The 19787-nt window shown below is 63.6% G+C and carries 17 protein-coding genes; 6 read left to right on the plus strand and 11 right to left on the minus strand.

The window, feature by feature from the left end:
- Window positions 1–404 precede the first annotated feature (404 nt).
- The gene (locus ACIPZ8_RS08645) at window positions 405–1286 is read left to right on the plus strand and encodes a formate/nitrite transporter family protein (protein WP_400721576.1); all 882 of its coding nucleotides are present in this window, start codon (window positions 405–407) and stop codon (window positions 1284–1286) included.
- Window positions 1287–1288: 2 nt separating this feature from the next.
- Here the strand turns inward: ACIPZ8_RS08645 and ACIPZ8_RS08650 are convergent, their stop codons facing one another.
- Window positions 1289–2383: an MBL fold metallo-hydrolase gene (locus ACIPZ8_RS08650; protein ID WP_400721578.1), complete on the minus strand. Its 1095-nt coding sequence runs from the start codon at window positions 2381–2383 to the stop codon at window positions 1289–1291.
- Between the two features lie 128 nt (window positions 2384–2511).
- On the opposite strand from ACIPZ8_RS08650, the gene ACIPZ8_RS08655 reads away from it, so the two are divergent.
- Together ACIPZ8_RS08655 and ACIPZ8_RS08660 are read left to right on the plus strand one after the other, a co-directional pair.
- Window positions 2512–3588 carry a diguanylate cyclase gene (locus ACIPZ8_RS08655; RefSeq protein WP_400721581.1) on the plus strand — a complete coding sequence of 359 codons (1077 nt, stop codon included), beginning with the start codon at window positions 2512–2514 and terminating at the stop codon, window positions 3586–3588.
- A 55-nt stretch (window positions 3589–3643) separates the two neighbouring features.
- Complete coding sequence (locus ACIPZ8_RS08660; protein WP_400721584.1) at window positions 3644–6214, plus strand: EAL domain-containing protein; 2571 nt, start codon at window positions 3644–3646, stop codon at window positions 6212–6214.
- Between the two features lie 6 nt (window positions 6215–6220).
- On the opposite strand, the gene ACIPZ8_RS08665 is transcribed toward ACIPZ8_RS08660, so the two are convergent.
- Together ACIPZ8_RS08665 and ACIPZ8_RS08670 are read right to left on the minus strand one after the other, a co-directional pair.
- The gene (locus tag ACIPZ8_RS08665; protein ID WP_400721586.1) at window positions 6221–6541 is read right to left on the minus strand and encodes a DUF2025 family protein; all 321 of its coding nucleotides are present in this window, start codon (window positions 6539–6541) and stop codon (window positions 6221–6223) included.
- A gap of 87 nt (window positions 6542–6628) precedes the next feature.
- Complete coding sequence (locus ACIPZ8_RS08670; RefSeq protein ID WP_400721589.1) at window positions 6629–7570, minus strand: LysR substrate-binding domain-containing protein; 942 nt, start codon at window positions 7568–7570, stop codon at window positions 6629–6631.
- 112 nt (window positions 7571–7682) lie between these two features.
- Here ACIPZ8_RS08670 and ACIPZ8_RS08675 point away from each other — a divergent pair, with 112 nt between their 5' ends.
- A complete protein-coding gene (locus ACIPZ8_RS08675) occupies window positions 7683–8441 on the plus strand; it encodes an SDR family NAD(P)-dependent oxidoreductase (protein ID WP_400721592.1) in 759 nt (252 codons plus the stop codon).
- A gap of 39 nt (window positions 8442–8480) precedes the next feature.
- On the opposite strand, the gene ACIPZ8_RS08680 is transcribed toward ACIPZ8_RS08675, so the two are convergent.
- The 7 genes from ACIPZ8_RS08680 to ACIPZ8_RS08710 form a co-directional block, all read right to left on the minus strand.
- Window positions 8481–9350 (minus strand): efflux RND transporter periplasmic adaptor subunit, encoded by an 870-nt coding sequence (locus ACIPZ8_RS08680; RefSeq protein ID WP_400721595.1) that lies wholly within the window; start codon window positions 9348–9350, stop codon window positions 8481–8483.
- An 11-nt stretch (window positions 9351–9361) separates the two neighbouring features.
- Window positions 9362–9568, minus strand: coding sequence for a DUF1656 domain-containing protein (locus ACIPZ8_RS08685; protein ID WP_054886934.1), 207 nt, complete (start codon window positions 9566–9568; stop codon window positions 9362–9364).
- The gene (locus ACIPZ8_RS08690; RefSeq protein ID WP_400721598.1) at window positions 9555–11543 is read right to left on the minus strand and encodes an FUSC family protein; all 1989 of its coding nucleotides are present in this window, start codon (window positions 11541–11543) and stop codon (window positions 9555–9557) included. Before ACIPZ8_RS08690 ends, ACIPZ8_RS08685 begins: the two co-directional genes overlap by 14 nt.
- A 169-nt stretch (window positions 11544–11712) precedes the next feature.
- Window positions 11713–11829, minus strand: coding sequence for a cytochrome c oxidase subunit CcoM (gene ccoM, locus ACIPZ8_RS08695; protein WP_400721601.1), 117 nt, complete (start codon window positions 11827–11829; stop codon window positions 11713–11715).
- A 135-nt stretch (window positions 11830–11964) separates the two neighbouring features.
- Window positions 11965–12126 (minus strand): hypothetical protein, encoded by a 162-nt coding sequence (locus ACIPZ8_RS08700; RefSeq protein ID WP_165837386.1) that lies wholly within the window; start codon window positions 12124–12126, stop codon window positions 11965–11967.
- A 67-nt stretch (window positions 12127–12193) separates the two neighbouring features.
- Window positions 12194–12526: an aspartate-semialdehyde dehydrogenase gene (locus ACIPZ8_RS08705; RefSeq protein ID WP_400721604.1), complete on the minus strand. Its 333-nt coding sequence runs from the start codon at window positions 12524–12526 to the stop codon at window positions 12194–12196.
- A gap of 103 nt (window positions 12527–12629) precedes the next feature.
- Window positions 12630–13325: a M949_RS01915 family surface polysaccharide biosynthesis protein gene (locus ACIPZ8_RS08710; protein ID WP_400721606.1), complete on the minus strand. Its 696-nt coding sequence runs from the start codon at window positions 13323–13325 to the stop codon at window positions 12630–12632.
- 132 nt (window positions 13326–13457) lie between these two features.
- On the opposite strand from ACIPZ8_RS08710, the gene rapA reads away from it, so the two are divergent.
- Together rapA and ACIPZ8_RS08720 are read left to right on the plus strand one after the other, a co-directional pair.
- Window positions 13458–16304, plus strand: coding sequence for an RNA polymerase-associated protein RapA (rapA, locus tag ACIPZ8_RS08715; RefSeq protein ID WP_400721609.1), 2847 nt, complete (start codon window positions 13458–13460; stop codon window positions 16302–16304).
- A gap of 280 nt (window positions 16305–16584) precedes the next feature.
- Complete coding sequence (locus ACIPZ8_RS08720; RefSeq protein ID WP_400721612.1) at window positions 16585–18849, plus strand: putative bifunctional diguanylate cyclase/phosphodiesterase; 2265 nt, start codon at window positions 16585–16587, stop codon at window positions 18847–18849.
- Here ACIPZ8_RS08720 and ACIPZ8_RS08725 read toward each other — a convergent pair.
- Window positions 18749–19636, minus strand: a complete 888-nt coding sequence (locus ACIPZ8_RS08725; RefSeq protein ID WP_400721615.1) for an NAD(P)-dependent oxidoreductase — start codon at window positions 19634–19636, stop codon at window positions 18749–18751. The genes ACIPZ8_RS08720 and ACIPZ8_RS08725 overlap by 101 nt on opposite strands.
- Window positions 19637–19787: the final 151 nt, after the last annotated feature.

Raw genomic sequence — 19787 nt, forward strand, 5'->3', positions numbered from 1 at the left:
ACTATGTGATTTCTCGCATGGCCACTTGTGATGCTGATAATCTTTGTGACTATCAGTCCGTACTCACAAGCACCCACACGAATTGCTTGATTCGACTTGTTAAAGAGCGTTTGGTTAAGAGCCTTTCGTCTCAACCGAGGCGCGCATTCTACGCTTTCCTCATTTCGTGTCAAGCGTTATTTTGAAGTTTTTTCGAAGCTGCTTTCTTTCAAAAGCGTTCAACTTCAACAACTTACCGCTTGCCTCGTTGCGTTCAACGCTGCGAGGAGGCGAATAATACGCGCTTTGAAATCAGAGTCAACACCTTGATCTGAAAAAACTTTCGATCTTCATCTACGGCCGCCTGGCAACTAAATGCATGAAGCACCGCTCTGTAGAGAAACAACCCGTGGAGCGTAACGGCCATGAGCGATGCGCAGAGCGAGAAGACCCCAGGCCTGTCGGCGGACGAAGAGAAGGAAGTCAGCCACAACCAGCCGCCGCGGGCAGCGGTATTGCACGAGATCATTCGTTACCAGGGCGACCAGGAGCTGGAGCGCACAATCGCGGCGTTGTGGTGGTCCGCCCTTGCCGCCGGCCTGAGCATGGGCCTGTCACTAATGGCCATGGGGCTGTTCTATACCCGGTTGCCTGAAGGCGACAGCGCCCAGGTCATCGCCAGCATCGGCTACAGCGCCGGCTTTCTTGCGGTGATCCTGGCACGCCAGCAACTGTTCACCGAAAACACCCTCACCGCCGTGCTGCCCGTCATGACCACACCAAGCCTGGCCAACCTCGGGCGCCTGTTGAGGCTGTGGGGCGTGGTGCTGCTCGGCAACCTGGCGGGCACCTTGCTGGTGGCCTGGGTAATGCTCGAACTGCCGATCTTCGACAGCAAGACCGACGTGGCCTTCCTCGAAGTCGGGCGCAAGGTAATGAAGAACGACATCAGTCAGATGTTCGCCAAAGGCATCGTATCGGGCTGGATGATCGCCACCATGGTCTGGATGATCCCCTCCATGGAACACGCCAAGATCTGGATCATCCTGATGATCACCTACCTGATGGCGCTAGGTGACTTCACCCATATCGTCGTCGGGTCGGTGGAAGTTTCCTACCTGGTATGGGCCGGCGACGAAACCTGGCGCAGCTTCTGGCTGGCGTTCGCCTTGCCGACCCTGGCTGGCAACATCATCGGTGGCAGCTTCATCTTCGCCCTGATCAGCCATGCCCAGGTACGCAGCGACAGCGGCAAGCCGCCATCGCAACTATTGAAGGATGAGGAAAACCAGCAAGACCGTGACTGAACTCAGCGCGCCGCCAATGCCCGTTCGACCGCCCTGCCCCGCTGACGCGCCGGGTGCGGCTGCCACCAGTTCTGCCCCTCGTGCGGTGAGTCGATACTGACCCGCTCGCCCATCTGCGGCGTACTCAGCCGCAGTTGGGCTGCAGCTGCCAGGGCGACGATGCGCTCGAAGGGCTCCTGCCAGCCATGGATGGACAGGTCAAAGGTGCCGTTGTGGATCGGCAGCAGCCAGCGCCCGCGCAGATCCAGATGTGCCTGCAGGCTCTGTTCCGGTTGCATGTGCACGTTGGGCCAGGCCACGTTGTAGGCACCGGTCTCGATCAACGTCAGGTCGAACGGCCCGAAGCGCTCGCCGATTTCAGCAAAACCGGCGAAGTAACCGGTATCACCGCTGAAGAACACGCGGGTCTGGTCATCTATGAGTACCCAGGAGGCCCACAAGGTGCGGTTGCTGTCGAACAGGCCTCGCCCGGAGAAGTGCTGCGCGGGCGTGGCGACGAAACGCACACCCTCGACTTCGGTCTCCTGCCACCAGTCCAGTTGCACGACCTTTGCAGCAGGCACCCCCCACTCGATCAGCAGGTCACCCACCCCGAGCGGTGCCAGAAAGCGCTCGGCACGTGGGGCCAGTCGGCGTATTGCCTGCTCATCGAGGTGGTCGAAATGGTCGTGGGACAGAATCACCGCCGTCAGCGGCGGCAACTCATCCAGCCCCAGCGGCGGGGCATGAAAGCGCAGTGGCCCGGCCCATTGCACCGGCGAGGCGCGTTCGGCGAAGACCGGGTCGGTAATGAAGTAGCGACCGCGCAGCTTGAGCAATACCGTGGAATGGCCCAGGCGCCAGAGGCTGTGGTCCGGCGCATCGAGCACCTGCTGGCGGGTCATGGGCTGCACGCTGATCGCGGCCGCTGGCCGGGTTTCCGGCGGCTTGCGCAGGAACAGGTACTTGAGGCCGATGCGCAGCTTTTTCAGCACGCCATCCTGGGGCAGGCTGGCCTGGTTGTGAAAACGTCCATCCCGCTGTGGCGCCGATCGGTCGCCAGGATTAGCCATCGGAGCCATGAGCAGCAACACTCCAAGCAAGAGGAAAGGCTTCATGTTACCCCACTGGGATCACATCAACCGTGAATTGGCTTGTAAGGTCATTTTTCGCTGATGAAACACTGTTCAACAATATTCACGTGAGTTATGCGATAAACGGCAACCCCAGCGGAAGAACATCGACCATGAAGGACAATCGCAGTGGCAAGGGACTTTCTTTCGTCAAGCGCATCTACCTGCCGCGTGTCATCGGCCTGGGGATCGGCCTTTTCAGCGTAGCCACTGGCGTGGCACCGCTAGCGCCGCCAACCTGGGTCTGGGTATTGCTGCTGTTCAATGGCCTGCTCTGGCCACATGTCGCCTACCAGTGGGCATCGCGTTCGGCAGCCCCTTACCAGGCGGAACAGCGCAACATGCTGCTGGACTCGCTGCTGGGCGGTTTCTGGAGCGCAGCCATGCATTTCAACCCGCTGCCGACCGTGACCGTGCTGTCGATGATGACCATGAACAACGTGGCCGCAGGCGGCAAGCGCCTGATCGTTCGCGGGGTAATGGCTCAGCTGGCTGGCATGTTGCTGGCTGGCATGCTGCTGGGCACCGGGCTGCAGTTGAACACCACGCCACTGCAGATCTACGCTTGCCTGCCAATGCTGACCCTTTACCCGTTGGCACTGGGCTGGGTCTGCTACCGCCTGGCAATCAAACTGGCCGAGCACAAGCGCCGCCTCAGTGCGCTGAGCCTGACCGACAGTCTGACCGGCCTGCTCAACCACGGCGCCTGGAAGGACCTGCTGCTGCTCAGGTTCCAGGCCTGCCGGCAACAACAGTCAGCCGCCGTGATCGCGCTGATCGACATCGATCACTTCAAGACCATCAACGACACCTTCGGCCATGTGGTCGGCGATTGCGTGCTGCGCCTGATGAGCGATGAGCTCAAGCGCATCCTGCGCGAATCCGACCAGGCCGGGCGCTATGGCGGCGATGAGTTCTGCGTGATCCTGCCCGCCACCAGCGAGGCTCAGGCCTGCCAGGCCATGGAGCGCCTGCGTGAACAAGTCGCCAGCTACCGCAACCCGCAGCTACCGCACCTGCGCATCAGCCTGAGCATCGGCCTGGCAGCTTTCCACGCCGAGCTGCAGTCTACCGAACAGTGGCTGGAACAGGCCGACAAGGCGCTGTACTGCGCCAAGCGCCGCGGGCGTGACCAGGTCAATTTCGCCCAAGGCAAGGCCACCGTGCTCAGGCTGGCCTATCCTGACTGAACCTCCTTGCTGATTGCCCGGCAGGGGACAGCAGTCAACAAGGAGTTGCTCGCGCATGGCCAGGACCGCCAGCCCCCTCCCCCGTCTCCAAGTCCGTCATCTGATTGGCGGCTTCTGCGCAGTTTTCGGCCTCGCCTGCCTGGTCACGCTAGGCGCCTTGTTCAATATCGCCGCCACGCTCGACGAACAAGAGCAGCAACGCAGTGCGTTCCATGCCACCCAGGCGCTGGAACAGCGGTTGCTGGCCTCCAGGCAGTTTCTATCGAGCTACGCGGTGTGGGACGCCGCCTTCGAACACCTGGCTGGCAAGGTCGACTGGCAGTGGGCCTATGAAGAAAAGAACGTAGGTGAGTCGCTGTACAGCGCCAGCGGCTACGAAGGGGTATTCGTGGTGGAGGACCAACGCACCACCTATGCGCTTTTCAAGGGGGCGCCAACCCAGGCGGATGCCGGCAGTTTCATCGATGCCCCCCTGGCCGCAGTCATCGATGCGGCGCGCGGGGCCGCCAGTGCCCGCGAGCAGATTACCCGCTTCGTCATGTTCAACAACTGGCCAGCAGTGCTCAGCGCTGCCGCCGTGCGCCCGGACCGGGATGTTTCCGCGCAGGAGGTGAGCCACGCACCGGTCATGCTGTTCGTCGACCAGCTCACCCAAGCCAAGCTCGAGCGCCTGGGCGCGGGTGCCGGCCTTGCGCACATGCACATCGAAAAGGACGGTGAGCACGGTCGCCCCCAGCAACACATCGCCCTGGGCGACACCGGCTACCACCTGAGCTGGACCAGCCCGCAGCCCGGGCGGCAACTGTTATGGGCCGTGCTGCCGCCGTTGATCTGCGCACTGCTGATACTGGCCTTGGTAATGCTCTATCTGTTTCGCCATGCACTGCGCAGCTCTCGTGCCATCGACCTCAGCCTCGAGCGTCTGCAGCAGAGCAACCAGGCGCTGGAGGCCAGTGAGCAGCGTTTTCGCGCGGTTGCCGAGGCTGCGTCCGACTGGATCTGGGAGACCGACCGCCGGCAAAGGCTGACCTATCTGTCACAGCGATTCGTCAAGGTCACCGGCGACCCGGTCGAAGCCTGGCTGGGCCAGCCGCTCAACCAGTTGCTCAGCTGTGAAACCACCCCCCTTTCTCCGTGGCTCGACGCCCAGGCCGAGGCCGATTCGGAACAATCAGCCAATTTGCGCTGTGCCTACCTCGACCACAATGGCCTGAGCCGCTACTGCCGGATTTCAGCCCGGGCGATTCGCTTCGATGGCAAGCTCGCGGGCTTTCGCGGCACGGCCAGCGATATCACCGACGAAGTCGAGGCCCATGCGCGCATCCAGCACCTGTCGCTGCACGACCCGCTGACCGGCCTGGCCAACCGCAACAAGCTGGCCCGGCATCTGGAACAGGCGTTGCTGCGCGGCAGCGACTCGCCGCCGCTGACCCTGCTGCTGCTCGACCTCGACAACTTCAAGCCGATCAACGACTCCCTTGGCCACGCGGCAGGTGATGCGGTCCTGCAAGAGGTCGCCGCGCGCCTGCGTGACACCACGCGCGACGTCGACCTGGTGGCGCGCCTGGGCGGTGACGAGTTCGTCCTGGTGCTCACCGGCATGGATAACCGCAGCGAGATCGACAAGCTGTGCCGGCGGCTCATCGAATTGCTGCAACAGCCCATCGCCTTCGAAAGCCATCAGTTGCACATCGGCGCCAGCGTCGGCATCGCCCAGACCCGCACCCAAGGCTTCGATGCGGGCGAGCTGATTCGCTGCGCGGACATCGCCCTGTATCAGGCCAAGGCCGATGGCAAAGGCACCTGGCGCTACTTCAGCGCCGAGATGAACCAGCAGATCCAGTATCGCCGCCAGCTGGAAAATGACCTGCGCAGGGCCCTGAACAACAACGAATTCGTCCTCCATTACCAACCACGCTACCGCCTGGGCGACCTGCGAATCGTTTCGGTCGAAGCCCTGCTGCGCTGGCAACATCCGCAAGAAGGCCTGCTTGCCCCGGACACCTTCATCCCGCTGGCCGAGCAAAGCGAGCTGATCGTCACCCTGGGACGCTGGGTATTGCGCGAAGCGTGCCGCAGTGCGCTCGACTGGCCGGACCAGCTGCTGGTGTCAGTAAACCTGTCTCCGGCGCAGTTCATGCGCAGCGACGTGGTTGCCGACATTCGCGAGATCCTTCTGGATACGCGCTTCCCCGCCCAGCGGCTGGAGCTGGAGATTACCGAGAACGTGATGCTCAACGATATCGAAGGCGCGCTGGCCACCATGCTTGCGCTGAAGGAACTGGGCGTGCGGCTGAACATGGATGACTTCGGCACAGGCTACTCGTCGCTGGGTTATCTGCGGACCTATCCGTTCGACAGCATCAAGATCGACAAGCGCTTCATCGCCGGCCTTGCCAACGCCACCGGCAACGACCGGGCCGTCGTGCAAGCCATCATCAACCTGGGTGAGGCCATGGGGCTTACCGTGACCGCCGAGGGCGTGGAAACCGAACAACAGCTGCAAACCCTGGCCAGGGACAATTGTCATGAAGTGCAGGGCTATTACCTGAGCCGGCCGCTGGACAGGGCCGGCTTCGAGCAATTGTTGCAACAAAAGCCGGGTTGCTCTGCCGATGCCACTTGAACCTGCTCAGCGCATCGAGCGCTCGGCCACGATTTCCGGCAGATCACTGCGCCGCAGGTAGATGCGTAACGGTTCGCCAATGTTCAGCCGCTCATCCACATGCTGCTCCAGCAACAGCGCCAGACGCTCCCGGCACAGTGCCATGCGCGCGCCCTGTTGCGGCCGCCAGACGAATTCGTTGCAGGGGGTGATGCTGTCATCCGCCACGTCCATGCCGAACGCGTCCTCGGAAAACCGCACGATATGGATGCCGCGCTTGCCATGAAAGCCGACAAAGCCATTGAGCTGGTCGGCAGCGCTGCAGATATCCTGGGAAGTGATGGCCATGACGTAACCTCGCAAATGAACGAAAGTGACGCACGCCAGGCAGGCAGCGGTCGCCTCTGTTGAGCGACGCGCAGTGGGCAGCCTAGCTCATGTACTCATCGTTGTGCCAAGGTTTTCGCCGTCTGGCATCGGGTCGACCTGCGACGCCAGTAGCCCGCCCAGCCAGCTCATGAAGGCCTGGACCCGGCGTGGTACATGCCGTTGCCGGGCATACAGCAAGGACACCGGCATGGCCTGTGCCTGCCAGCCGTGCATCACCGCCACCAGCTCGCCGCTTGCCAGGTGATGCGCCACGCCGACAGCCGGCACCTGGATCAAGCCGAGGCCCGCCAGGCATGCCGCCGAGTAGGCTTCGGCGTTGTTGACCGTGACCACACCGGCCATGGGCTCAAAGCACACTCGGCCGGCCTGCACGTATTCAAAGCCCGCACTGCGCGCCCCCAGGTTGCGCACATAGTGGACCAGGCGGTGCCCCGCCAGATCCTCCAGGCTCTGTGGCACGCCGCAACGGGCAAGGTAGGCGGGGCTGGCGCAATTGCGCATGCTCAACTGGCCGACAGGCCGCGCCACGACATCCAGGTCACTCAGTGCACCGATGCGCATGACGCAGTCGAAGCCTTCACGCAAAAGGTCAACCTGTCGATCAGTGCAACTGATCTCCACCTCCAGCCTGGGAAACCGCGACAAGAACTGCGGCAAGGCCGGAATGATCACACGGCGGGCCATCATGGTCGGCATATCGACCCGCAGGCAGCCGGCCAGCTCGGCATCGTTTGCGCGGAACAGGCTCTCGATTTCGTCCATGCCCGACAACAGGTCCTTGCTGCGCTCATACAGCAGAGCGCCGTCCTGGGTCGCCTGGACGCGCCGCGTGGTGCGGTTGAACAGTCGCGTGCCAAGCAATTGCTCCAGCGCCCTCACCTGCTCCGATACCGTCGAGCGCGGCAGGCCCAGGCTGTCTGCCGCCAGTGTGAAACTGCTCAGTTCGCTGACGCGAACGAACGTGCGCAGCAGTTCCAGCTTGTTCATGCCTCCCCCTACTGTTCGAAGCAGACGAACAGTATTTCCGATTCTGCTGGATTTAACAGCCTCGGCACGATCAATAACCTGTCCTTCATCCACCACCCACGAGGGATACCACATGACCCGCAAGATCGCTCTGATCACTGGCGCCAGCCGCGGCCTGGGCCGCAATACCGCCGAACACCTGGCTGCACGCGGTATCGACATCATCGGCACCTACCACAGCAAGGCCGACGAGGCCCATCAGGTGGCCAAGGCCCTCGAAGCAGCTGGCGCCAAGGCTGCCATGCTGCAGCTGGATGTAGGCGACAGCAGCAGCTTCGCCGACTTTGCCGAACGTCTGGGCACGACCTTGCAACGACACTTCGGCCGTGAGCGCTTCGATTTCCTGGTGAACAATGCCGGTATCGGCCTGAATGTGCCGTTCAGTGAAACCACTGAGGCGCAGTTCGACCAGTTGCTGAACATTCAGCTCAAGGGGCCGTTCTTCCTCACCCAGCGGCTGCTGCCGTTGCTGGTCGATGGCGGGCGCATCGTCAACATCTCGTCCGGGCTGGCGCGTTTTGCGCTGCCCGGGTATGCCGCCTATGCGGCCATGAAGGGGGCGATGGAGGTCTTGACCCGGTATCAGGCCAAGGAGCTGGGGGCACGTGGCATCCGCGTCAACATTCTCGCACCGGGGGCCATCGAGACTGACTTTGGTGGCGGTGTGGTGCGCGACAACCAGCAGGTCAATGACTTCATTGCCGGTAATACGGCGCTGGGACGGGTCGGGTTACCCGATGATATCGGCGCGGCGATCGCGCTGTTGCTCGAAGAGGGCAATGGCTGGATCACCGGGCAGCGGCTGGAGGTGTCTGGCGGGATGTTCCTTTAAGGCAGAGATTTTGGGGCCGCTTTGCGGCCCCCCTGGCCATCACTGTTCTATCTGATCCTCATGCACCTGCACGCTGGCGGTCATCCCCGCACTCAGGTGCACCCCTTCGGGAATCTGGTCCAGCCTGATCCGCACCGGTATCCGCTGCGCAAGCCGCACCCAGTTGAAGGTCGGCTCCACCACTGGCAGCAGCTGGCTGTCCGGGTTGCTGTTGCTGTCGGTGATACCGCGGCTGATGCTTTCCACATGGCCCTGCATCGCATCGCCCGCGCCCATGAGCCAGACCTTCACCTGATCGCCAACCCGAATGCGCGGCAGCTTGGTCTCCTCGAAGTAGGCCTGGATGTAGAACGTCGAATCATCCACCAGGGCCATCACCGATTGACCGGTATTCACATAGTTGCCCTGGGCCAGACGCAAGTTGGTGATATGCCCGCTGCGCGGCGCCCGTACTTCGCTACGCGCCAGGTTGATCTTCGCCACTTGCAACTGGGCTTCGGCCTCGTGCAGTTCGCCGCGGGCGACGGCGGCGTTGATCTGGGCATTCTCGCGCAGCTCGGCACTGATCGCCTCCGGGCCCAAGGCCGTGCGCCGCGCCGCCTCACGCTCGCGCAGGTGCAGCTGCTGGGCGCGGGTTTCAGCCACTGCACTGGCCTGGTCGAACGCGGCCTGGAAGCGCTCGCGATCGATGCTCATCAGCAGGTCGCCAGCCTTGACTTGCTGGTTGTCCTGCACCTTGAGTTCACGCACCCAGCCAGACACGTCCGGGGCGATCACCACCACATCGGCACGTACCCGGGCATCACGCGTCCACGGCGTGAGCATGTAGTACTGCCAGAGCTTGAAGCCGGCCAGAACGGCAATGGCGACCACGCACAAGGTCACCAGGGTACGGACGACAGCACGCATTGAATCACTCCTTACAAAGGCCCCAGCAGGCGGACTACCAGGAACAGCACACAAACGAACAACGCCGTGTCGAACAGCGCCTCATGCCAGATCCAGCGCCCCAGCGGCGTGGCCTGCACCAGCAGGCGCAGCACGCCGGTCAGCGCCAGCGCCATCAGCACATAAATCAGGAACGGGCTGAGCAGCACACCGCCCAGCTCCCACTCACGCAAGCCCATGGGCATCCTCCTGTGAACGGCACCACTTGCCCCAGCTTTTCTGCAACTGCAGTACCGCGCCCTGGGCGAGGCGCAACGGGTCGCTGGCCGGTGCCCGCTGCAAGGCGGCGATGAACTGCTCGCTGGCCGCATCCAGGCGCTGCCCGCGACCAGCAGCCGGGCCTTTGGCCAGCACCGCCTCGACCTGCTGCAAGTACTCGCGCTCGGCGCCAGCCAAAGGCACCTGGGCCACCGCCAGGCACATGCGCAGGTGCACCAGCTCGTCACCGATATCCAGCCCATGCAGGCCGTCATCCCAGCGCTTGCGCTCGGTGGCCGGCAATTCGCTGGCATGCCGGGCCAACTGCATCAGGCGGTCGGCCATGCGCCCGCCAAACCAGCTGTCGGCACCGCGCAGATCGCGCCGGGTCAGGCGTACCAGGTCGCTCTGGGTCGCGGCGCGCAGGCGCCGGCCAAGCCAGGCCGGGTGGCGGAACACCAGCAGGCGAAACGCCAACACGGCAGCGCCCACGCCCACCAACATGGCCAGGGCACTGTTGAGCAGGGTCGCCACACCGAACGTCATGGCATTGAGCGGTGAGACCAGCACGATGAAGTGCAGGCAATAAGAGGTCGCCGTGGCGCCGGTACGCGGATGGGCCATGCCCAGCGCGCCGAAGAACAGCGGCACGCCCATGCCCAGGCAAAGCATGGCAAAGCTGCTCCACTGCGGCAGGATGATCTGCCCGACCAGGAAGGCCGCCGGGATCGCCAGGAAGATCCCGCGCAAGAAACTCAGGCCGATCTGCGCACCGTTCTCGCGGCTGGCGAACAGGCTGCAGACCACGCAGGTCAACACCAGGCCGCCAGGCGCCGACGGCCAGGCAGTGGCCAGCCAGAAGCTGCTCATCACCAGGAAGGCCAAGGCACTGCGTGAACCGAACAACAAGGCCAGCGACCAGTCGCGGTGCACCGCCAGGCCCTGGGCGACATCCTTCGGCGCCCTGCCCGCCTCGACATCGTCCAGGGCCTGGGTGGCGGCCATGGTGAAGTCCAGCAGCAAGGCCATGCGCGCCAGGCAGAAGTGCTCGGCAGAGCTGATCTGCTCGTCATGCGCGGCGTCCCAGATGCGCTGGCGCAACACCAGCAGGCTCGGCTGATCGGGGTTGACCAGTCGGGCCCGCACATCCTCAAGCCAAGGACCGAGGCGCCCGGCTTCATGCGCGTCCAGTTGCCGCCACTGCCGGCGAACCGAGCGTGAGATACGCAGCAGCACCATAAGCTTCTGGCTCAGCCCGCGAATGGCCTTGGCCCGCAGCCGCCCGCGCGGGCCCTCGAACCAGGCATGCTCGCGCTGGGTATCGATGGCAACAATGCGGCCGAGGCTGTCGAGCAACCCTTTGCGCGCTTCGTCTTCGCCGCCAAGCATGGCGCTTGCCGCCTGCAAGCCGTTCTGCCAGGCCTGACGGGCCTGCCCGGCGAGCTGCTGCTCGACCCGCATCGGCCAGATCAGGGCACTGCTGGCGGTGGCGCAGAAGATCCCCAGGCAGATTTCGGTACAACGCGCCACCGCCTGGTCGAACACCTGCAAGGGATGATTGATGGCGGGCAAGGCAATGATGGCTGCGGTGTAGCCGGCCAGTACGAACGAATAGGCCCAGGCACTGCGCAACTGCGTGGACGCCGCCGTGCACAGGGCCAGCCACAGCGCCAGGGTGATCAGGAACAGCCATGGGGTCTGGGCGAACAGTCCGATGAACACCACCGACATGACCGTGCCGACCAAGGTCCCGGCCAGACGCGCCAGGCCCTTCTGCACCACCATTCCCGACAACGGCTGGGCGACGATGAATGCGGTCATCAACGCCCAGGACGGTTGCTCCAGCCCCCAACGCATGGCCAGCCACAGCGCCAGGCCAGCCCCAAGCAGGGTCTTGATGGCGAACTTGATGGCGAGGCTGCTGGGCGCGAACAGGGCCTGGAGGGTGATGGGCACGAATCGGACCTTGCGGGGGATGGTTACATGAACGATAGACAACGGAGCGAAGGATACTGTCGAGACGATTAATTAGCTAGCTAATCATCTTTATCGACAAAAAATGCAGACAAAAAAATAGGCGACCGAAGTCGCCCTAAATGCCTTGCGTGCTCGTGGATCCGAAAGGTCAGCGCTGCTTGCGCTTGTGCGAGTCCTTCCAGATGAAAATGCCCAGACCGGCAAAGAATGCAACCATCAACCCGACCGTTACCACGCCCGCGATAACCACATTGTCGAAGAACATGCTGGCCTCCCGATTCGTTTGCCGTTGTCCGATGGATGCAAGGTAACGAATACGGGGGCGGGGAAAATTGATCAGGGTCAATACTGCCCGGGACCGGGCACGCGAGGCGGGTGCAGGGTTGACCTGCGTCAAGTTTCAGCGCTTCTTGGGCTTGCCCTTGGGCTTCTTTTTCTTCGCGGTGGCAAGCGGCATGGCCTGCTCGAACGCCTGGCGCACTTCGTTCAGGCGTTTTTCCTTGAGGTCATGGATGCGCTTGGCGCGCTCGGCATCGAAGTCGATGAGGTTGTCTTGGCTCATGGGTGGGCTCGACGATCTACAGAGACTTGCATCATGAAGCCAGGCGCCGGCCGTGACCAGCCCCGCGTCAGACTTCGATATCGACCAGCAGGCCCTGACGCGGGTGCTCGCCCATCAGCGGCGCCACCGGCACGGTATTGTCGGCGTTGACTTCATCGCCAGGCACCGCGCTGTATCGCTCCTCATCGCCCTTGTTGTTGCGCCGTTGCTGCTGCCGGCGCTGCTCTTCACGCAGCAGCAAGGCCTGCTCCTGCGGGTCGCGCTGCTGCTTGAGGTCGATGGCGCTTTCGTTGGACGAAGGCTGCACGGGCACCACCGGCTTGATGTCGGGGGTCTGCCTGACCGGGTCCTGTTGTGAGGTCACGGGGGCGGCACTGAGCGGGATGATCGGCGGCAACATGGAAGTTCTCCTGTGCCCACTGTATCGGCCGTCCATTAGCCAGCTTGAGCGTGAAGGGCAGGAATGTGCGGCCGGTCACGGCCGCCTCATGCATGGACAGCTGTCACTGGGTATCGTCTTCAGGGTCGTCGTCGACCGGCGGGCTGGCTTCGCTCCAAGGCCGCTTGTAGACCTGCTGCCAGACCGAGTCCATGTGCTCACGCAGCACCTGTGGCGCGTTCTTCAACGAAGCGCTGTCTTCGCGTTCGCCGCCAACCGGTTCTTCACCTGCCGGGGTGATCAGCGACTGGCCAGTGATGGTGTAGGCGCTTTGCCCTTCGCGCATTTCGATGGCGATGTCATGGGGGTCGATGCCGCCACCACAGAAGGCATGGCTGGCCACGGTCACTTCGGCGACACCGTCCTTGTTCAGGTCACTGACGTCGCTGACATCGGTATAGAAATCGACATCCAGGTCCAGCCCCGGGCAGGTGGTTTCCTGTTCGATCTGCCAGCGCGGCTTGAATGCCTCGCTCTCGGCGGTGCGCCCGTACAGGGTGGCCTTGAGCACCACCTTGTCGACTTCCTGCTCGGACTCGGCATCGACCGCCTGGCCATCGCTGCGGCTGAGCACCAGCAGCCCCTCGCCGTCGCGGTCGCGGAAGTGCACGCTCTTGATCGGCGTCTGCACGCCCAGCACTTCGAGCTGCTCGACCGGGATCGCAGGCAAGGTTTCAAAATTTTTCTGTTCACAGGCAGCCAGCAGCAGCAAGCTGCCCAGGGCCAGGGAGGTGTGCAACCAGCGGTGCTTGAGCGGCATATCGGTGCGTAGCCCTCGTCAGCAAGACGGTGTTCTGCGATGAAACAGCTAGACTCATGGACTTCTGGTCTATGGTCCGCCCGGCCTATCCGTTAACATAGCCGGCTTTTTCATCGCGGGAGTTCAGGCAGTATGGCGCAGCAGTATCAACCGGGGCAACGCTGGATCAGCGACAGTGAAGCGGAGCTTGGCCTGGGGACTATCCTGGCGCAGGATGGCCGCCTGTTGACCGTGCTCTACCCGGCCACTGGCGACACCCGCCAGTATTCCCTGCGCAATGCGCCGCTGACCCGCGTGCGTTTCTCGCCGGGTGACCAGATCACCCACTTCGAAGGCTGGAAGCTGACCGTACGCGAGGTCGAAGACATCGACGGGCTGATGGTCTACCACGGCCTGGATGGCCAGAACCAGGCGCGCACCCTGCCAGAAACCCAGCTGTCGAACTTCATCCAGTTCCGCCTGGCCAGCGACCGCCTGTTCGCCGGGCAGATCGACCCGCTGTCGTGGTTCAGCCTGCGTTACAACACCCTGCACCACACCAGCAAGCAGATGCAGTCGTCGCTATGGGGCCTGGGCGGTTGCCGCGCGCAACCGATCGCCCACCAGTTGCACATCGCCCGCGAAGTCGCCGACCGCAGCGCCCCGCGCGTATTGCTGGCCGACGAAGTCGGCCTGGGCAAGACCATCGAGGCCGGCCTGGTGATTCACCGCCAGCTGTTGTCCGGCCGCGCCAGCCGCGTGCTGATCCTGGTGCCGGAGAACCTCCAGCACCAGTGGCTGGTGGAAATGCGCCGGCGCTTCAACCTGCAAGTCGCCCTGTTCGACGCCGAGCGCTTCATCGAAAGCGACGCCAGCAACCCGTTCGAGGATGCCCAGCTGGCGCTGGTCGCCCTGGAATGGCTGGTCGATGACGAAAAGGCCCAGGACGCGCTGTTCGCCGCTGGCTGGGACCTGATGGTGGTCGACGAGGCGCACCACCTGGTGTGGCACGAAGAACAGGTCAGCGCCGAGTATGGCCTGGTCGAACAACTGGCCCAGGTGATCCCGGGCGTGCTGCTGCTGACCGCCACCCCCGAACAGCTTGGCCAGGACAGCCACTTCGCCCGTCTGCGCCTGCTCGACCCCAACCGCTTCCATGACCTCGCGGCGTTCCGCGCCGAGAGCGAAAACTACCGCCCGGTGGCCGAAGCCGTGCAGGAGCTGCTTGAAGAAGGCCGCCTGTCACCCAAGGCCCATGCCACCATCCAGGGCTTCCTCGGTGCCGAGGGCGAAGCCCTGCTGGCCGCAGTCAACGATGGCGATACCCAGGCCAGTGCCCGCCTGATCCGCGAACTGCTCGACCGCCACGGCACCGGCCGCGTGCTGTTCCGCAACACCCGTGCGGCCGTCCAGGGCTTCCCCGAGCGCCAGCTGCATCCGTATCCGCTGGCCAACCCCGCGCCTTACCAAGACCTGCCAGCCGGCGAACACGCCGAGCTGTACCCGGAAGTGGCCTTCCAGGCCCAGGGTGAGGTCAGCGATGACGAACGCTGGTGGCGCTTCGACCCACGGGTCGACTGGCTGATCGACACGCTGAAGATGCTCAAGCGCACCAAGGTCCTGGTGATCTGCGCCCACGCCGAAACCGCCATGGACCTGGAAGACGCCCTGCGCGTGCGCTCCGGCATCCCGGCCACGGTGTTCCACGAGGGCATGAGCATCCTTGAGCGCGACCGCGCCGCGGCCTACTTCGCCGACGAGGAATTCGGCGCCCAGGTGCTGATCTGCTCCGAAATCGGCAGTGAGGGCCGCAACTTCCAGTTCGCCCATCACCTGGTGATGTTCGACCTGCCGGCCCACCCGGACCTGCTCGAACAGCGCATCGGCCGCCTCGACCGGATCGGCCAGAAGCACACCATCGAACTGCACATTCCGTATCTGCAGGACAGCCCGCAGGAACGCCTGTTCCAGTGGTACCACGATGGCCTGAACGCCTTCCTCAATACCTGCCCGACCGGCAACGCCCTTCAGCACCAGTTCGGCCCGCGCCTGCTGCCGATGCTCGAAGGCGGCGATGCCAAGGCCTGGAGCGCGCTGGTCAGCGAGGCCCGCGGCGAGCGCGAGCGCCTGGAGGCAGAACTGCACAGCGGCCGTGACCGCCTGCTGGAGCTCAACTCCGGTGGCGCCGGTGAAGGCCAGGCGCTGGTCGAGGCGATCCTCGAGCAAGACGACCAGTTCGCCCTGCCGATCTACATGGAAACCCTGTTCGACGCCTTCGGCATCGACAGCGAAGACCACTCGGAAAACGCCCTGATCCTCAAGCCGAGCGAGAAGATGCTCGACGCCAGCTTCCCGCTGGGCGACGACGAAGGCGTGACCATCACTTACGACCGTGCCCAGGCCCTGTCGCGTGAAGACATGCAGTTCCTCACCTGGGAACACCCGATGGTGCAGGGCGGCATGGACCTGGTGCTGTCTGGCTCGATGGGCAACACCGCGGTCGCGCTGATCAAGAACAAGGCGCTCAAGCCGGGTACCGTGCTGCTCGAGCTGCTGTTCGTCAGCGAGGTGGTGGCACCCCGCAGCCTGCAGCTGGGCCGCTACCTGCCGCCAGCGGCGCTGCGCTGCCTGCTCGATGCCAACGGCAACGACCTGGCGTCGCGGGTGGCGTTCGAAACCCTCAACGACCAGCTCGAAAGCGTGCCGCGGGCCAGCGCCAACAAGTTCGTCCAGGCCCAGCGTGACGTGCTGGCCAAGCGCATCAGCGGTGGTGAAGCCAAGGTCATGCCGGTCCACGTCGAGCGCGTGGCCGAAGCCCAGCGCCGCCTGGTCGCCGAGGCCGATGAAGAGCTGGCACGCCTGACCGCACTGCAGGCCGTCAACCCAAGCGTGCGTGACAGCGAGATCGATGCGCTGCGCAAGCAGCGTGAACAGGGCCTGGCGATGCTGGACAAGGCCGCGTTGCGCCTGGAGGCCATTCGCGTCTTGGTCGCGGGCTGATCGACCTGTCATATAGCTGGGGCCGCTTTGCGCCCCTTTCGCGACACAAGGCCGCTCCTACAGGAAACTGCAATCACCTGTAGGAGCGGCCTTGTGTCGCGAAAGGAGCACGAAGCGGCCCCAGTTCGTTATGCCGACTGGCTATCGACTTCAGAGCCAAATCATTGAAGCCAAAGTGCCACTAGTCAGGAAGGTTTAACCACCTGTTTCTATACTGCCCCAGAACAGTCTCCACAGGGCTTGAACGGAGACGAGTGAAAACTCGAGCAAAGGGCAAGCAATGGACTGGCTGGGTCTGCAACTGTTCACCGAACTGCCGGTATCCGGGCGCATCGTCATCGACTGCCGCCATGAGCCGCTATTGATCCTGATCGCCTTTGCGGTGGCCAGCGCGGCCTGCTTCGCCACCCTCGACATGGCCGAGCGCCAATCCCACAGCGAACACCCCGCCGCCCAGCGGCAATGGCGCATGCTCGGTGCCTGCTGCCTGGCAGGTGGCATCTGGGCCATGCACTTCATCAGCATGCTGGCCTTCCAGGCTCCGGTGGAAATGCACTACGACGCGTCGCTGACCGGCCTTTCGCTGCTGATCGCACTGGTGGTGGCGTGGATGGCGATGACCAGCCTCGACCGCAGTGAAATGCGTCTGCGCCATTACCTGCAGAGCGCCCTGCTCATCGGCCTGGGCATCATCCTCATGCATTTCGTCGGCATGGCCGCGCTGCAGACCGGTGCCCAGCAGTACTACCAGACCGCCCTGCTGCTGGGCAGCGCCGCCATCGCCCTGCTCACCAGCCTTGCTGCCTTGCTGCTGGCCCGTTACTTTCGCAATGGCAGCGGCAACCTGCACCAGACCATGAAGTATGGCGCCAGCCTGCTGATGGCCGGCGGCATCGTCGCCACCCACTTCACCGCCATGGCCGGGATGACCCTGGTCATCCCGGCCTCCACCGCCCTGAGCCTGCCATCCACCGACAACAGCCTGCAGCTGGGGCTGACCATCGCCTTCATCACCTTGCTGATCAGCGGCAGCAGCATCAGCGCCGCCCTGGCCGACAAGAAGCTGCAGAGCAAGGAAGACGACCTGCGTCGCTACGGCGTGCTGCTCAGCCAGCTGGACCAGGCCCGCGAGTCACTGCAACAGGCCGCCCACTACGACGCACTGACCAACCTGGTCAACCGCCGTGGTTTCAACCAGCTGTTCGCCGAACGCCTGGCGGAACAGGACGCCAGCGATAGCCGCCTGGCCGTGATGTTCCTCGATATCGACCATTTCAAGCGGATCAACGACAGCCTGGGGCACGACGCCGGCGATCAACTGCTCAAGGTGATTGCCAACCATATCAAGGCCGCCACTCGCAGCCATGACCTGGTGGCGCGCTTCGGTGGCGACGAGTTCTGCGTGGTTACCAGCCTCAACAACCCTGAAGAGGCACGCCACCTGGCCCAGCGCATCATGCAGCGGATGAAGGAGCCGATCGATCTGGCGGGCAGGCGCATGGTGATGACCACAAGCATCGGCATCAGTATTTTCCCTGATGACGGTATCACCTCTGAAGAACTGCTCAAGCATGCCGACCTGGCCCTTTATCAGTCCAAAGGCAGCGGACGCAACAGCCTGCACTTCTTCAACAGCAGCCTGAAAAGCCGTGCCAGCCTGGAGCTGCAGCTGGAAGAGGAACTGCGTATCGCCCTGCTGGAAGAACGCGGACTGTGCGTACACTACCAGCCGATATTCGACCTGCGCACCGGCCAGGTGTCCAAGCTCGAAGCGCTGGTGCGCTGGCAGCACCCGCAGCACGGGCTGATGGGGCCGGATCGCTTCATCGGTATTGCCGAAGCCAATGGCCTGATCGTCGACCTCGACCTTTGGGTACTGCGCCATGCCTGTCAGGACCTGGCCCAGTTGCACCGCAACGGCTTTGCCAGCCTCAGGGTCACGGTCAATTGCTCGGCGGTGACCCTGGGCCACGAAGCCTTGCCCAACGAAGTGGAAGTTGCACTGTTCCAGGCCGGCCTGGCGCCCCGCCATCTGGAACTGGAGGTCACCGAGAACGCCCTGATGGGCGATATCCAGCACACCGTCAACCTGCTCAAGCGCATTCGTGGCCAGGGCGTGAACCTGTCGATCGACGATTTCGGCACGGGTTATTCATCGCTGGCCTACCTCAAGCGTCTGCCCCTGGACGTGCTGAAGATCGACCGCACGTTCCTGCAGGATGTGCCCGGTAGCCTCAAAGATCGCCAGATCATCCAGGCCATCATCGCCATGGCCCATACCCTGCACCTTCAGGTAGTCTGCGAGGGCGTCGAAACCGTCGAGCAGTACGAGTTCCTTGCCAGCAATGGCTGTGACTACCTGCAAGGCTACCTGCTCAGCCGCCCGGTACCGATGTCGGGGCTGCGACCGGTCCTCGACCAGCTCGATCGTCAGGAAGCGTTGCTCAGCCCTTGTTGCGATACAGCTCTACCAGGGTCGCCGGATCTTTTTGCAGATACCCCTGGCTACCGTGCAGGCGCATCAACTGCGCGGCAAGGCCACTGAGCGGCGTTGCCGCGCCCTGCTCGCGGGAAAGCTTGACGGCACCGTCGAGGTCCTTGAGCAACGTGCGTACGTGCCACTTGATCGGTTCGAAACGGCTTTCGGCCATCTGCGGCGCCAGGATCTGCAGCGGCTTCGAGTCGGCAAAGCCACCGGCAAGGGCCTCGGCGATCAAGGCGGCGTCGACGCCTGACTGTTCGGCCAATGCCACCACCTCGGCAATCACCAGGGCATTGCAGGCCACGATCATCTGGTTGCAGGCCTTGGTCACCTGGCCTGCCCCCACACCGCCCATGTGCGTCACCCGCTGGCCAAGTACCTGCAGAACCGGGCGCGCACGCTGCAGGTCAGTGGCCTCGCCACCCACCATGATCGCCAAGGTGCCCGCCTCGGCCCCTGGCGTGCCGCCGGAAACCGGCGCATCCAGCCAGGCCATGCCACACAGCGCAGCCAGCTCGGCAGCCATTTCCCGGGTAGCGGTCGGTTCGAGGCTGGAGAAGTCCACCAGCAATTGCCCGCTGCGCCCGCCCTCGGCGATGCCTTGCTCGCCAAACACCACCTCGCGCACCACCGCCGTGTCGGCCAGGCACAGCAGCACCATGTCGCTGTCACGGCACAGCTCGGCCGGGCTGGCCGCCAGGCGGGCGCCTGCTGCGACCAACGCGGCACATTTGTCCGGGCTGCGGTTCCACACCGTCAGCGGATAACCCGCGGCCAACAGGCGCCGGCACATCGGCAGGCCCATCAGGCCAATCCCGGCAAATCCCAGCGAAGGCAGTGCAGTACTCATGAACGACTCCAGGCAGACGATTAAAGAAGCGTGACAAACGGGCGATGCAATGCCAGCTCGACAAAAAAATACCTAAAACAAGTAAGGGAAACCCCTATCGCACCCGCAAATGGCGCACTGATAGAGTCGCGGCGTTTCGCGTGATGGCCAT

This window comes from Pseudomonas sp. NPDC089422, assembly GCF_044749405.1.
Classification (GTDB): domain Bacteria; phylum Pseudomonadota; class Gammaproteobacteria; order Pseudomonadales; family Pseudomonadaceae; genus Aquipseudomonas.

What these genes read in the sequence shown, in the direction of transcription:
- ACIPZ8_RS08655 (WP_400721581.1), top strand. Translation starts at nt 2,512, where the DNA reads ATGAAGGACAATCGCAGTGGCAAGGGACTTTCTTTCGTCAAGCGCATC.
- ACIPZ8_RS08700 (WP_165837386.1), bottom strand. Translation starts at nt 12,126, where the DNA reads ATGAGCCAAGACAACCTCATCGACTTCGATGCCGAGCGCGCCAAGCGC.
- ACIPZ8_RS08685 (WP_054886934.1), bottom strand. Translation starts at nt 9,568, where the DNA reads ATGGGCTTGCGTGAGTGGGAGCTGGGCGGTGTGCTGCTCAGCCCGTTC.
- ACIPZ8_RS08720 (WP_400721612.1), top strand. Translation starts at nt 16,585, where the DNA reads ATGGACTGGCTGGGTCTGCAACTGTTCACCGAACTGCCGGTATCCGGG.
- ACIPZ8_RS08680 (WP_400721595.1), bottom strand. Translation starts at nt 9,350, where the DNA reads ATGCGTGCTGTCGTCCGTACCCTGGTGACCTTGTGCGTGGTCGCCATT.
- ACIPZ8_RS08660 (WP_400721584.1), top strand. Translation starts at nt 3,644, where the DNA reads ATGGCCAGGACCGCCAGCCCCCTCCCCCGTCTCCAAGTCCGTCATCTG.
- ACIPZ8_RS08670 (WP_400721589.1), bottom strand. Translation starts at nt 7,570, where the DNA reads ATGAACAAGCTGGAACTGCTGCGCACGTTCGTTCGCGTCAGCGAACTG.
- ACIPZ8_RS08645 (WP_400721576.1), top strand. Translation starts at nt 405, where the DNA reads ATGAGCGATGCGCAGAGCGAGAAGACCCCAGGCCTGTCGGCGGACGAA.
- rapA (WP_400721609.1), top strand. Translation starts at nt 13,458, where the DNA reads ATGGCGCAGCAGTATCAACCGGGGCAACGCTGGATCAGCGACAGTGAA.
- ACIPZ8_RS08710 (WP_400721606.1), bottom strand. Translation starts at nt 13,325, where the DNA reads ATGCCGCTCAAGCACCGCTGGTTGCACACCTCCCTGGCCCTGGGCAGC.
- ACIPZ8_RS08650 (WP_400721578.1), bottom strand. Translation starts at nt 2,383, where the DNA reads ATGAAGCCTTTCCTCTTGCTTGGAGTGTTGCTGCTCATGGCTCCGATG.
- ACIPZ8_RS08725 (WP_400721615.1), bottom strand. Translation starts at nt 19,636, where the DNA reads ATGAGTACTGCACTGCCTTCGCTGGGATTTGCCGGGATTGGCCTGATG.
- ACIPZ8_RS08675 (WP_400721592.1), top strand. Translation starts at nt 7,683, where the DNA reads ATGACCCGCAAGATCGCTCTGATCACTGGCGCCAGCCGCGGCCTGGGC.
- ACIPZ8_RS08665 (WP_400721586.1), bottom strand. Translation starts at nt 6,541, where the DNA reads ATGGCCATCACTTCCCAGGATATCTGCAGCGCTGCCGACCAGCTCAAT.
- ccoM (WP_400721601.1), bottom strand. Translation starts at nt 11,829, where the DNA reads ATGTTCTTCGACAATGTGGTTATCGCGGGCGTGGTAACGGTCGGGTTG.
- ACIPZ8_RS08705 (WP_400721604.1), bottom strand. Translation starts at nt 12,526, where the DNA reads ATGTTGCCGCCGATCATCCCGCTCAGTGCCGCCCCCGTGACCTCACAA.